The 12,296-nt window shown below is 66.5% G+C and carries 11 protein-coding genes; 4 read left to right on the top strand and 7 right to left on the bottom strand.

The genetic code is table 11. The features are described 5' to 3' along the window. Positions 1–109 precede the first annotated feature (109 nt). From XnspCFBP7698_RS18585 to XnspCFBP7698_RS18575, 3 genes are all read right to left on the bottom strand, one after another. Positions 110–1,141, bottom strand: a complete 1,032-nt coding sequence (locus XnspCFBP7698_RS18585) for a copper resistance protein B (protein ID WP_104579452.1) — start codon at positions 1,139–1,141, stop codon at positions 110–112. After that, positions 1,138–2,922, bottom strand: a complete 1,785-nt coding sequence (locus XnspCFBP7698_RS18580) for a copper resistance system multicopper oxidase (protein ID WP_104579451.1) — start codon at positions 2,920–2,922, stop codon at positions 1,138–1,140. The genes XnspCFBP7698_RS18585 and XnspCFBP7698_RS18580 overlap by 4 nt, the downstream gene beginning before the upstream one ends. Positions 2,923–3,148: 226 nt before the next feature. After that, positions 3,149–3,565: a CopL family metal-binding regulatory protein gene (locus XnspCFBP7698_RS18575; RefSeq protein WP_104579450.1), complete on the bottom strand. Its 417-nt coding sequence runs from the start codon at positions 3,563–3,565 to the stop codon at positions 3,149–3,151. Between the two features lie 134 nt (positions 3,566–3,699). On the opposite strand from XnspCFBP7698_RS18575, the gene XnspCFBP7698_RS18570 reads away from it, so the two are divergent. Together XnspCFBP7698_RS18570 and XnspCFBP7698_RS18565 are read left to right on the top strand one after the other, a co-directional pair. Beyond that, positions 3,700–4,803 carry a PLP-dependent cysteine synthase family protein gene (locus XnspCFBP7698_RS18570; protein ID WP_039403655.1) on the top strand — a complete coding sequence of 368 codons (1,104 nt, stop codon included), beginning with the start codon at positions 3,700–3,702 and terminating at the stop codon, positions 4,801–4,803. 93 nt (positions 4,804–4,896) lie between these two features. Then, a complete protein-coding gene (locus tag XnspCFBP7698_RS18565) occupies positions 4,897–6,921 on the top strand; it encodes a M3 family metallopeptidase (protein WP_104579449.1) in 2,025 nt (674 codons plus the stop codon). A gap of 98 nt (positions 6,922–7,019) precedes the next feature. Here XnspCFBP7698_RS18565 and fabB read toward each other — a convergent pair whose 3' ends face one another. Together fabB and fabA are read right to left on the bottom strand one after the other, a co-directional pair. Continuing rightward, the gene (fabB, locus tag XnspCFBP7698_RS18560; protein ID WP_104579448.1) at positions 7,020–8,228 is read right to left on the bottom strand and encodes a beta-ketoacyl-ACP synthase I; all 1,209 of its coding nucleotides are present in this window, start codon (positions 8,226–8,228) and stop codon (positions 7,020–7,022) included. Further along, on the bottom strand, positions 8,228–8,743 hold the full coding sequence (gene fabA / locus XnspCFBP7698_RS18555) for a 3-hydroxyacyl-[acyl-carrier-protein] dehydratase FabA (protein ID WP_039403728.1): 516 nt from the start codon (positions 8,741–8,743) through the stop codon (positions 8,228–8,230). Before fabA ends, fabB begins: the two co-directional genes overlap by 1 nt. Before the next feature lie 346 nt (positions 8,744–9,089). Here fabA and dinB point away from each other — a divergent pair, with 346 nt between their 5' ends. Together dinB and gph are read left to right on the top strand one after the other, a co-directional pair. Next, on the top strand, positions 9,090–10,169 hold the full coding sequence (gene dinB, locus XnspCFBP7698_RS18545; RefSeq protein WP_104579446.1) for a DNA polymerase IV: 1,080 nt from the start codon (positions 9,090–9,092) through the stop codon (positions 10,167–10,169). 119 nt (positions 10,170–10,288) lie between these two features. Next, positions 10,289–10,939, top strand: coding sequence for a phosphoglycolate phosphatase (gph, locus tag XnspCFBP7698_RS18540; RefSeq protein ID WP_047692961.1), 651 nt, complete (start codon positions 10,289–10,291; stop codon positions 10,937–10,939). A gap of 259 nt (positions 10,940–11,198) precedes the next feature. Here the strand turns inward: gph and XnspCFBP7698_RS18535 are convergent, their stop codons facing one another. Together XnspCFBP7698_RS18535 and XnspCFBP7698_RS18530 are read right to left on the bottom strand one after the other, a co-directional pair. Continuing rightward, positions 11,199–11,591: a TfoX/Sxy family protein gene (locus XnspCFBP7698_RS18535; RefSeq protein WP_228334471.1), complete on the bottom strand. Its 393-nt coding sequence runs from the start codon at positions 11,589–11,591 to the stop codon at positions 11,199–11,201. Beyond that, on the bottom strand, positions 11,588–12,070 hold the full coding sequence (locus tag XnspCFBP7698_RS18530) for a GAF domain-containing protein (RefSeq protein WP_104579445.1): 483 nt from the start codon (positions 12,068–12,070) through the stop codon (positions 11,588–11,590). The genes XnspCFBP7698_RS18535 and XnspCFBP7698_RS18530 overlap by 4 nt, the downstream gene beginning before the upstream one ends. Positions 12,071–12,296: the final 226 nt, after the last annotated feature.

The following is a 12,296-nucleotide window of genomic DNA, read 5'->3' as shown; positions in this document are numbered from 1 at the left end:
TTTTAGCGGGGGCGGGGTTGTGTGCGTGTCATGGCAGCGCGCTGCCACCGTCCGCGCGCCCGTCAGCGGCAGGGGCCAGATAAGCAGTCTGGGCCCCCTTGCCACTGGCTCAGAACCAGATGCGCACGCCGGCGACGAAGCGACTGTCGCGTGCAGGCTCCTCGTCCATCGTGGCGTTGGCCCGGTCACCGAAGCTGCGGTGATGCACCCAGCCGATGTAAGGCGCAAACCGCCGGGTGATTTCGTAACGCAGCCGCATGCCTACTTCGACCTGTTGCAGCCCGCTGTCGATACCGCGTCGATCGTCATCGGTCACTGCGATGGTCGCCTCTGCACGTGGTTGCAGGATCAGGCGGTTGGTGAGCAGCACGTCGTACTCACCTTCCAGCCGCATGGCGGCGCGACCACTGCCGACAAACAGCGTGGCTTCGGTTTCGAACTTGTACGGCGCCACTCCCTGCACCCCGAACGCGGCCCAGCTGCGATGGTCTGCACCCAGGTCCTGACGCACGCCTGCCAGCAGATCCCACCACGGTGAGATGGCATGACCGTAGAACGCTTCGACCGATGCATCCCGGGTGCGGCTGCGGTGTCGCTCGCCTTCACTGCGGAGCCAGAGCCGGTTGATGTCGCCGCCGACCCACGCCCGTGCTTCCCACGCTTGCCCGCTGCCGCGATCGGTGTCGAAGGCTTCCAGGCGATCGAGCAGGACATACCGGTTGATGCCGGTTCCGTGCATCGCATGGCTGCGCAACGGGGCAAAGGCCGCCGCGATGTCCTCGGTGGTGGGCTCGGGAATTGGCTCGCGTGGCAGTGCGGTGTTGCCACGTGGGACATATGTGGGCGCGGGCGTGCTCGTGGCTGTTGCATGACCCATCGTTGCGTGATCCATCGCCGTATGATCCATCGCCGCGTGGTCGACTGCAGCGTGCTCCGTCGCGGCATGATCCGTCGGCCCATGATTCATCGCGCCATGGTCCATGCCCTCGTGCGCCATCTGGCGTTGCTCGGCTGGCGAAGGCGATACGGCTTGCTGCGGTGTTTGCGGGATGACCGCAGCATGCACGTGCTCCTGTGCCGCCAGCGGCGCACTGAACAAGACACTGCCCGCTACCAGCGCGGTGAGCCGAAGCGCGCTCATGCCTCCACCCGCACTTCGCGCATCATGCCCGCTTCCATGTGGTACAGCAGATGGCAGTGATACGCCCAGCGGCCCAGCGCATCGGCGCGCACGCGGTAGCTGCGGCGGGTGGCCGGCGGCATGTCGATGGTGTGCTTGCGCACCTGGAAGTTGCCGTCGGCATCTTCCAGATCGCTCCACATGCCGTGCAGATGGAGGGGGTGCTGCATCATGGTGTCGTTGACCAGCACGATGCGCAGCCGCTCGCCGTAGCGCAGCCGCAAGGGCTCGGCCGAGGCGAACGCCACGCCGTCGAACGACCAGGCGAATTTTTCCATATGCCCGGTCAGATGCAGCTCGATCTCGCGTCCGGGATCGCGCCCATCCGGGTCGTCGAACAGGCTGTGCAGATCGCCATAGCGCAGCACGCGGCGGCCATTGTCGCGCAGGCCCACGCCGGGGTCGTCCAGCCGCGGTGCGGTGGCGTTGCTGCGCATGTCGATCAGCGGGTTGCCGGCCTCGCTGGCCGGGTGACGTGGGGTCTTGTCGTGTGCCTTTGCATCGTCATGCGAGTGCATGTCGTGCATCGCATGTGCGGCCTGCATCCCGGGTGCGTCATGCATTGCGGGCATTGCGTGATGCATCCCATCGCCATGCCCCATGTCCTGCATGGTCAAAATCGCACGCGGGTCCAGCGCAGGAATGGGCGCCTGCAAGCCATGCCGTACCGCCAAGGTGCCGCAGGCGAAGCCGGTACGCCCCATGTCCTGCGCGAACAACGTAAATGCATCCTGCCCGATCGGTTCGACGATGACGTCGAAGGTTTCGGCTGCGGCAATGCGCAGTTCGTCCACGCTGACCGGATGGACGTACTGGCCATCGGCGGCCACCACCGTCATGCGCAGCCCGGGGATGCGGAGGTCGAAGTAGGTCATCGACGAGCCATTGATGAAACGCAGCAACACCTTCTCGCCGGGGGTGAACAGCCCGGTCCAGTTGCCGGCCGGTGCCACGCCGTTGAGCAGGTAGGTGTAGGTGTTGGCGTTGACGTCGGACAGGTCGGTGGGGGTCATGCGCATGCGCCCCCACATGCCGCGGTCTGCCAACGTTGCCCGCACACCGTCTTCGCGCGCATCGCGCAGGAAATCGCCCACCGTGCGCTGCGCGTAGTTGTCGTGGCTGGGCATCTGCTTGAGCCGGCGGAACAGCGCGGCCGGGTCCAGATCGGTCCAGTCCGACAACAGCACCACATGCTCGCGGTCGTAGCGATACGGCGCTGGCGTCAGCGGGTCGATGACGATGGCGCCGTATAAACCCGCCTGCTCCTGGAACATCGAATGGCTGTGGTACCAGTAGGTGCCGGATTGGCGCAGCGCGAAGCGGTAGTGATATTCCTGCCCCGGCGCGATGCCATCGAAGCTCATGCCCGGCACGCCATCCATGTTGGCCGGCAGCAACAACCCATGCCAATGCACCGAGGTGGGCTGGTCGGGTAGCGCGTTGCGCACGCGCACGCTCACCCTGTCGCCCTCGCGCCAGCGCAGCGTGGGTGCGGGCAGGCTCTGGTTGACGGTGATCGCCGGGCGGGTGCGCCCGGTGATGTTGACCGGCAGGCGGCCGATCTGCAGCGCCTGGCTGCTGCCGCGCAGGACGGGCACAGCCATGGCGCCGGCTGCGCGTGCATTGTTGCGCCACAGCCCGGCGGTGGCGGCAACCCCGCCCAGGGCCAGGCCCTGCACGAAGCGGCGCCGGCTCAGGCCTGGCACGGAGGTTGGATCGAACACATGGGAATCGGAAGACATGACACCTCCGGTGCGTCTGCGCCAACTGGCGAACGCAGCGCATCGCTGGGAACTCCCGCGTGCAGGCACGCAGGGCGAAGGGCATAAGACGTGGCTGACAGACGATGCGGAGCCGGCATCAAGCTGCGGCGAGGGCGCGATTGCACGCGCAGCGCGCATGCACGACCTGACGACATCGGGTGACGAGCATGCCCGCCTGCTGGCGGGCACAGGGTCCGTCGGCCGCTTAGCCGATGGGAGGTCGCACCGGTTGCTCGTGCGCCGGGCTGCTGCGGCCTTCGTCCAGGGCGGCAGGCACGGCAAAATGGCCCGGCATCGCTGTCGGCACCGCAGGCAGCGTCAGCAGGGCCAGGCTGCAATGCTGCAGGCAGTCGCAACTGCCCAGCTTGCAGCAGTCGGCCGCATGCGGTTGGTCGCCCTTGACCTGCGCGGCCAGTGCGTCGGGCGCAGCGTTGTGCGGCGCCGCCATGGCGTCGTGGCATGGCATGGCCTGTGCGGTCGACGGGTGCGCCGCCATCGCATGCGCCGTGGCCTGCGGCATGACCGTGTCCGGCATCGCCATGCCTACCGACGCCCACGCGCCGGTGGCCGTATTGGCGACCAGGCACAGGCACAGCAGCAGGCGGAGCAGGCAACGCAGCACGGGCAGTGGAGGCGGCGGACAGGGGCCACGAGCATACCACCGGCCTGGCAACTGTCCGCCGGATGACCGCCCGCCCCGGCAGCGCACCTGGCGGCGTTAGAATTGCGTTCTTCCTTTGCATCACGTCCGTGCCCATGTCGCAGCGCCAGTGGGTGGCCGCCGCCATCCAGAAGATCGAGGCCGATTTCAACCGTTCGGCCGACACCCATCTGATCCCGATGGACCTGCCGGGTTATCCGGGCATCGACCTGTACTTCAAGGACGAGTCCAGCCACCCCACTGGCAGCCTCAAGCACCGGCTGGCGCGCTCGCTGTTCCTGTACGCGCTCACCAACGGCTGGCTGCGTGCCGGGCGCCCGGTGATCGAGGCATCGAGCGGCTCCACCGCCATTTCCGAAGCGTATTTCGCGCGCCTGCTGGGCGTGCCCTTCATCGCGGTGATGCCGGCGTCGACCTCGCCGGAGAAGATTGCCGCGATTGAATTCCAGGGCGGCCGCTGCCATCTGGTGGAGCGCGCCTGCGACCTGGACAGCGCCTCGCATGCGCTTGCGCGCGAAACCGGCGGGCACTTCATGGACCAGTTCACCTATGCCGAGCGCGCCACCGACTGGCGCGCCAACAACAACATCGCCGAATCGATCTTCAAGCAGCTGTCCGAGGAGCCGCACCCGATTCCGGACTGGATCGTCTGCAGCCCCGGCACCGGCGGCACCAGCGCCACGTTGGGTCGCTATGTGCGCTATCGCCGGCATGCCACCCGCATCCTGTGCGCAGACCCGGAAGTGTCGGTGTTCTTCGACGGTTACTGCCGTGCGGTGGACGGGCAGTGCCCCAAGGAGCTGGCCATCACCGGCGGATCGCGCATCGAAGGCATCGGCCGGCCGCGGGTGGAGTCGAGCTTCATCGCCAGCTGCGTGGACGTGATGATCAAGGTGCCCGACGCGCTGAGCCTGGCGGCCATGCGCCATGTCAGCGCCACGCTGGGCCGGCGCGTCGGCGGCTCCACCGGCACCAACTTCGTCGGCGTCCTGCAGGCGGCGCAGCGGATGCGGGAGGAGGGCCGTCAGGGCTCCATCGTCACCATCCTGTGCGATGCCGGCGAGCGCTACGCGCACAGCTATTACGACCCGGCCTGGTACGTGGCGCGCGAGATCGATGTCAGCGGCAGCGATGCAGCCATTGCGCTGGCCGTGAACGGCGGCGATCTGCCCGCCTTGCCTTGTGCCGCGCTGGAATGACCGCCATATCCACCACGCAGTGACACGCAACGTATCGGTACGTGTCACCAGACAACTTCGTCATTCCTGATCCAGTCCCCGCCGGAGCGCCCCATGACCAACCCGCTGCTCGACCTGTCCGGACTGCCGTCCTTCGATGCGATCCGCCCCGAACACGTGGGCCCGGCGATCGACCACTTGCTCGCCGATGCCGAAGCGGCAGTGAAAGCGGCCGAACAGGTCAGCCCGGTGAGCTGGGACAGCTTCGTGACCCCGCTGGACGATGCCACCGAGCGCCTGTGGCGCGCCTGGGGGCAAGTTGGTCATCTGCAGGCGGTGATGAACACCCCGGAGTTGCGCGAGGCCTACAACAGCAACCTGCCCAAGGTGAGCCGCTTCGGCAGTGCGCTGGGCCAGAACCTGGCGCTGTATGCGCAGTACAAGGCGTTGGCGCAGTCGCCGGAGGCGGCGTCCTACGACGAGGCACGTCGCAAGGTGCTGGACAACGCGCTGCGTGATTTCCGCCTGGGCGGTGCCGAACTCGATGACGACGCCAAGGCGCGTTTTGCGCAGATCCAGGAAGAGCTGTCGGCCTTGGCGGCCAAGTTTTCGCAAAACGTGCTCGACGCCACCGATGCCTGGTCGCACGTCACCGAGGACGAAACGCAGCTCTCCGGCCTGCCGGCCGAAGTGATCGCCGCCGCGCGTGCTGCCGCAGAAAAGGACGGCGTGGCGGGCTGGAAGTTCACCTTGCAGATGCCGTGCTATCTGCCGGTGCAGAGCGATGCCGACAGCCGCGAACTGCGCGCGCTGCTGTATCGCGCCAACGCCGAGCGCGCTTCCGAATTCGGCGATGCCGCGCTGGACAACAGCGCCAATATCGACCGCATTCTTGCGCTGCGTGCGGAGCTGGCGCAGCTACTCGGCTTTGCCAGCTACGCCGACTATTCGGTAGCCACCAAGATGGCGCAGAGCCCGGACGAGGTGATGGGCTTCCTGCGCGATCTGGCCGTGCGCGCCAAGCCCTATGCGCAGCGCGACCGCGCCGAGCTTGAAGTCTTCGCACGCGACGAATTGGGATTGGACGAACTGCAGGCGTGGGATCTGGCCTACGTCAGCGAAAAACTCAAGCAGGCGCGGTACAGCTTTTCCGAGCAGGAAGTGAAGCAGTACTTCACCGAGCCAAAGGTGCTGGCTGGTCTGTTCGATGTGATCCACAGTCTCTACGGCTTGCGCGTCACACAGGACAGCGCGCCGGTGTGGCACCCGGATGTGCGGTTCTACCGGCTGGAAGATGCGCAAGGTGCGCTGGTCGGCCAGTTCTATCTGGATCTGTATGCACGCGAGGGCAAGCGCGGTGGCGCGTGGATGGACGATTGCCGCAATCGCCGCGAAACGGCCAACGGCGTGCAGACGCCATTGGTGTACCTGGTGTGCAACTTCGGCCGCGGCAGCGGCGATGCACCGGCCACCTTCCGGCATGGCGAAGTCACCACGCTGTTCCATGAAATGGGCCACGGCCTGCATCAGCTGCTGACCCGCATCGGCGAGCTGGGCGTGGCCGGCATCAACGGCGTGGAATGGGATGCGGTGGAGTTGCCGAGCCAGTTCATGGAGAACTTCTGCTGGGAATGGGAGCGCGTGCAGGCGATGACCGCGCACGTGCAGACCGGCGAGCCGCTGCCGCGCAACCTGTTCGATCGCCTGCTGGCTGCGCGCAATTTCCAGAGCGGCATGTTCACCGTGCGCCAGCTGGAATTCGCCTTGTTCGACATGCAGCTGCACAGCAGCTTCGACCCGGCGCAGGACAGCGTGCTGCAGTTGATCGAGCGCGTGCGCGACGAAGTGGCGGTCAATCGGCCACCGGCGTGGAATCGCTTCCCGCACCAGTTCAGCCACATTTTTGCCGGCGGCTATGCGGCCGGTTACTACAGCTACAAATGGGCCGAAGTGCTCAGCGCCGATGCGTATGCCGCGTTCGAGGAGGCGCCCGAGCAGGTAGCCGAGACCGGCGCCCGATTCCGCCACGAGGTGTTGTCGCGTGGCGGCAGCCGCAGCGCGGCCGACAACTTCCGCGCCTTCCGTGGCCGCGCGCCCCGGATCGACGCGTTGCTGCGGCATAACGGCATGGCCGGCTGACCCGGGAGTGGGGAATCGGGATCGGGGAGTGGCAAGAGCGATCTCCCGGCACACCGATTCCCCATTCCCCATTCCGCGCGGCGTCTAGCGCCGCGTACTTACACCCGGCCGAACACCAGCGTGCCGTTGGTGCCGCCAAAGCCGAAGCTGTTGGACATCACCGTGTTCAAGCTGGCGTCCTGGGTTTGCCGCAGGATCGGGAAACCTTCCGCGCGCGGGTCCAGTTCTTCGATATGCGCCGAGCCGGCCATGAACCCATCGCGCAACATCAGCAGGCTGAAGATCGCCTCGTGCACGCTGGCCGAGCCCAGCGAATGGCCGGACAACGCCTTGGTCGAAGACAGCGGCGGCACGTTGTCGCCGAACACCTCGCGCACCGCGCCCAGTTCGGTGACATCGCCCAGCGGTGTCGAGGTGCCGTGCGTGTTGAGGTAATCGATGGGGCGATCCAGCCCCTGCATGGCCATGTGCATGCAGCGCACCGCGCCTTCGCCGCTGGGGGCGACCATGTCCGCGCCATCGGAGGTCACGCCGTAGCCCAGCAATTCGGCATGGATGCGTGCGCCGCGCGCGATGGCGTGGTCGTAGTCTTCCAGCACCAGCATGCCACCGCCGCTGCTGATGACGAAGCCATCGCGCTGCGCGTCGTACGGGCGCGATGCCACCGCCGGACGATCGTTGAAGCCGGTGGACAGCGCACCCATCGCATCGAACATCACGCTCATGGTCCAGTGCAGTTCTTCGCCGGCGCCGGCGAACATCACGTCCTGCGCGCCATGGCGGATCAGATCCGCTGCCGCACCGATGCAGTGCGCCGAGGTCGCACACGCGGCCGACAGCGAATAGCTCAGGCCGCGGATCTTGAACGCGGTGGCCAGCGATGCAGAGACCGCCGAACTCATCGTACGCGGCACCATGTACGGGCCTACCTTGCGCACGCCGCGTGCCCGCAGCAGATCGGCGGTTTCCACCTGCCACTGGCTGGAGCCGCTGCCGGAGCCGGCAATCACGCCGGTACGCAGATCGCTGACCTGCTCGGCGCTCAGGCCCGCATCGGCGATCGCATCGCGCATGGCCAGATACGCATAGGCCGCGCCATCGCCCATGAAGCGCCTGAGCTTGCGGTCGATCAATGCCTCCAGGTCCAGTGCCACCGCGCCGCCCACCTGGCTGCGCAGGCCGGCTTCGGCGTGATCGGGCAGCGCGGTGATGCCGGAGCGGCTGTCGCGCAGTGCAGTGGAGACGGTGTCCAGATCATTGCCCAGACACGAATTGATGCCCATTCCGGTAACGACAACACGCCGCATCAGAAGCTCTCCGTTGAAGTGAACATGCCCACGCGCAGATCCTTGGCGGTATAGATCTCACGCCCGTCCACGAGCATGCGTGCATCGGTCTGCGCCATCACCAGCTTGCGGTTGATCACGCGGCTGACATCGATCTCGTAGCTCACCAGGGTGGCGCTGGGCAGCACCTGTCCGGTGAACTTGACCTCCCCACAGCCCAGGGCGCGGCCGCGGCCGGGCGCACCGATCCAGGTGAGGAAAAAGCCGGTGAGCTGCCACATTGCATCCAGGCCCAGGCAACCGGGCATCACCGGGTCACCGATGAAGTGGCAGCCGAAGAACCACAGGTCCGGGCGGATATCCAGTTCGGCGCGAATCACGCCCTTGCCGTGTGCACCGCCGGTGTCGCTGATCTCGGTGATGCGGTCGAACATCAGCATCGGATCGTTCGGCAGCCTGCCGCTGTCGGGCCCAAACAATTCTCCACGCGCGCTGGCCAGCAATTGGTCGCGCGAGTACGCACTTTGACGAGTCATGACGAACGTGTCCTGCAAGGAGCGAGAGGCAAGGTCGGCAAGGGTGCATGAGCCTGCGCGGTTCAATCAAACGTTTTATCCGTACGCATGCGTGCTGTTTTCAGCCGCTTGCGCCGTTCATCAGGGCTGGATTGCATGTGGAACGGCAGCATGCCGGCATGCCGTCTCTGGGGGAGCTGGCGCGCCCGCATGATTGGTTCTGCAGCTGTGCCTTTCAGGTGCGATCGCTGGTGTTCGATGGCCGGTCGCGCCCGTTTTCGGCTTGCATCGTGCGCGATCGCCGCTCAAGGCATGAGACAGCGCTGGCTTATCATGGATGCAGACCTGCAACAGAGAAACCCGCTTGATGCGCAAGATCGTGCACGTGGACATGGATGCGTTCTACGCATCCGTGGAGCAACGTGACGACCCGAGCCTGCGCGGCAAGCCGGTGGTGGTGGCCTGGCGCGGTGCGCGCTCGGTGGTGTGCGCGGCCTCTTACGAAGCGCGCACCTTCGGCATCCGCTCGGCAATGCCGGCCCTGCGCGCCGAGCGCCTGTGTCCGGATGCGGTGTTCGTGCCGCCGGATTTTGCCCGCTACAAAGCGGTGTCGCGGCAGGTGCGCGAGATCTTCCATCGGCATACCGACCTTGTGGAGCCGCTGTCGCTGGACGAGGCCTATCTGGATGTCACCCAGGCCAAGACCGGCATGCAGCTGGCCACCGAAATCGCGCAACTGATCCGCACCCAGATCCGCGAAGAAACCCGGCTCACCGCATCGGCCGGCATCGCCCCGAACAAGTTCCTGGCCAAGATCGCCTCGGACTGGCGCAAGCCCGATGGCCAGTTCGTGATTGCGCCCAGCCGCGTGGACGCGTTTCTGCTGCCGCTCAAGGTCAATCGCATTCCCGGCGTGGGCAAGGTGATGGACGGCAAGCTGGCGGCGTTGGGCATCGTCACCGTGGCCGATCTGCGCCTGCGCCCGTTGGAAGAATTGCAGGCGCATTTCGGCAGCTTCGGGCAGAGCCTGTACCGCCGCGCACGCGGCATCGACGAGCGACCGGTCGAACCAGACCAGGAAGTGCAATCGGTCTCCTCGGAAGACACCTTCAGCGAGGATCTTGCGCTTGATGCGCTGGACCCGCACATCCTGCGCCTGGCCGAAAAGACCTGGCTGGCCACGCGCCGCACCGAACGCATCGGCCGGACGGTGGTGCTGAAATTGAAGACCTCCAATTTTCGTATCCTGACGCGCTCCCACACGCCCGAGCAACCACCGGCTTCGTTCGAGGCGTTGGCGCAGATTGCGCTGGCGCTGACCCGGCGCGTGGAGTTGCCTGCCGATACGCGTTACCGCCTGGTCGGTGTCGGGCTGAGCGGTTTCAGCGATGTGGAAGAGGGCGCGGTGCAGGGGCAGTTGTTCGGCGAGGTCTCGCAGGCGCCGTGAGCGCGTGCCTGCCGGCGTTGCCGCGCGTGTCGACGGGTAAAACGGCTGCGCTCGCGCGGTGACGCGGCCTGAATCCCGCACTGCGTACACTGCTACGTTCCCCGCACAAGGCCGTCCGAATGTTTGCGTATCCGCTGGTGATTTTCGATCTGGACGGCACCCTCGTGGACAGCGCGCCCAATATCGCCGAAGCCCTCAATGACACCTTGCAGGAGTTGGGGCTGGAGCAGTTCAGCGAATCCACCATCCGCGGCTGGATCGGCGAAGGGGTGCAGGTGCTGCTGGCCGCCGCACTGCGCGAAGCCGGCAGCACGGACGATGCGGCCACGGTCATGCCGGTGATGATGCGGCATTACGAAGCATGCCTGCTGCACGACCCGCAGCTGTATCCGGGTGTAGCGCAGGCATTGCACGGCCTGCGCGATGCCGGGGCGACGCTGGCGCTATGCACCAACAAGCCATCGCGATTCATCGCACCGCTGCTGGAGCATCTGGGCATCGCCGCGTCCTTCAGCAGCGTGCTCGGTGGCGACTCGCTGCCGCAGCGCAAACCCGACCCGACGCCGCTGCTGCATCTGGCCACGCAGTTCCGGTACACGCCGCAGCAATGCCTGATGGTCGGCGATTCGGGCACCGACGCGGCAGCGGCGAATGCCGCCAACATGCCGCTGGCCATGGTGCGTTACGGTTATCTGCGCGGCTTCGACGTGCAGGGCTCCGGTGCGGTGGCCATTGTCGATGACATGCGGGAACTGCTGGCGTTGCGCTGATGCGCTTGATGGCTTCGCGCGGTGTCGCGCGATTCGTTGCGGTCTGCGTGCGCGGCGACGCAGGCGCGTAGGGCTTCAACAGCGGCACCGCATCTGCAGTTCCGGCTCTGGTAGCGTCGCGAGAAAAGCGTGCACGTGCGTATCTGCAGTTGGTAGTGCCATTTGGAGTGGCGACCATTGCATCGTGCTTGGGTGCTCGTTGCGGCGCATGCAAACGAAGCCTCGGTGCGCCGCGTCAGCTACGGCCGCGCGCAAACCTTCAGTCGCCGTGTGCGGCGTCCATCGCCGGGTCGTCATCGCGCAGGTCGCCTGCATCGGCCTGCGCGTCGTCATTGTCTGCACGCGCGTAATGCACGGTTTCCACCGGTCCGCCAACCGCACGGCCGCGCACCGGCAACAGCGCGCTGGCCGCTTCGTATTCGGCCAGCAGGGCGTGGCGCCGCGCTTCCGGAACGTCCTGCCAATGGCAATCGGACAGCGCGCCTTCCAGCGAATACAGCAGATTGAGGCTGGGCTTGAAGCCGGCACGGCGTACTTTCACGAATGCGCCCACCGCACCGACGGCTTGCAGGTCCTGCTGCGTGCGCAGCCCGACTTGGCGCAGCCACGCCGCACTCTTGGGGCCGATGTTGCGCAGCCGTTCGGTGGTCACGTCAGCGCGTCCACAAAGACCTGCGCAATCGCTTCCAGGCCGCGCTGGTCGTCCGCATCGAAGCGGTCCAGCTCCGGGCTGTCCAGATCCAGCACGCCGATCAACGCATCGCCCCTGACCAGCGGAATCACCAGTTCCGAGCGCGATGCCGAGTCGCAGGCGATATGCCCTGGAAACGCATCCACGTCGGCAATGCGCTGGCTCTGCCGGGTGCTGGCCGCTGCGCCGCACACGCCCTTGTCCAGCGGAATGCGCACGCATGCAGGCAGACCCTGGAACGGACCCACCACCAGTTCGCGGCCGTCGTAGAAATAAAATCCGGCCCAGTTGAGCGAGGGCAGGGAGTTGAAGATCAGCGCGGCCAGATTGGCGGCATTGGCGATCCGGTCCGGCTCGCCGTGTACCAGTGCCTGGGCCTGGGCGGTGAGCTGGGCATATTGTTCCGGCTTGCTGCCGGTCAGCGAGAAGGTGGCGAACATGGCCGAAGTTTAGCAGCGGCGCTCTGTGGCGGCATGGCGCGCCAGCGCAGGGCGGCGCTGGCGGCGCTTGCCCGCATGGCAGCCGTGCGACTTGGCGCTTCGCGGCGCCGCCCGCCGCCCGCCGCCCGCCGCCCGGCGCCCGGCGCCCGTGGCCGGTGCGACGCCTGCCGCAACGACTGCTTGCCGGCTCAGCGTCGAGTACGGATGCGCACGCTATGCTGCGCGC

Origin of the sequence: Xanthomonas sp. CFBP 7698 (assembly GCF_003600855.1) — a bacterium.
In the GTDB taxonomy this organism is placed as follows: Bacteria; Pseudomonadota; Gammaproteobacteria; order Xanthomonadales; family Xanthomonadaceae; genus Xanthomonas; species Xanthomonas cannabis.
The sequence above is the reverse complement of the archived record's forward strand: the minus strand, read 5'-3'. Positions and strand labels throughout refer to the sequence as shown.

Bases quoted from the DNA above. Each gene is read 5' to 3' on its own strand.
- fabB (WP_104579448.1), bottom strand. From the start codon at position 8,228: ATGCGGCGTGTTGTCGTTACCGGAATGGGCATCAATTCGTGTCTGGGC.
- XnspCFBP7698_RS18565 (WP_104579449.1), top strand. From the start codon at position 4,897: ATGACCAACCCGCTGCTCGACCTGTCCGGACTGCCGTCCTTCGATGCG.
- dinB (WP_104579446.1), top strand. From the start codon at position 9,090: ATGCGCAAGATCGTGCACGTGGACATGGATGCGTTCTACGCATCCGTG.
- XnspCFBP7698_RS18570 (WP_039403655.1), top strand. From the start codon at position 3,700: ATGTCGCAGCGCCAGTGGGTGGCCGCCGCCATCCAGAAGATCGAGGCC.
- fabA (WP_039403728.1), bottom strand. From the start codon at position 8,743: ATGACTCGTCAAAGTGCGTACTCGCGCGACCAATTGCTGGCCAGCGCG.
- XnspCFBP7698_RS18530 (WP_104579445.1), bottom strand. From the start codon at position 12,070: ATGTTCGCCACCTTCTCGCTGACCGGCAGCAAGCCGGAACAATATGCC.
- XnspCFBP7698_RS18580 (WP_104579451.1), bottom strand. From the start codon at position 2,922: ATGTCTTCCGATTCCCATGTGTTCGATCCAACCTCCGTGCCAGGCCTG.
- XnspCFBP7698_RS18585 (WP_104579452.1), bottom strand. From the start codon at position 1,141: ATGAGCGCGCTTCGGCTCACCGCGCTGGTAGCGGGCAGTGTCTTGTTC.
- gph (WP_047692961.1), top strand. From the start codon at position 10,289: ATGTTTGCGTATCCGCTGGTGATTTTCGATCTGGACGGCACCCTCGTG.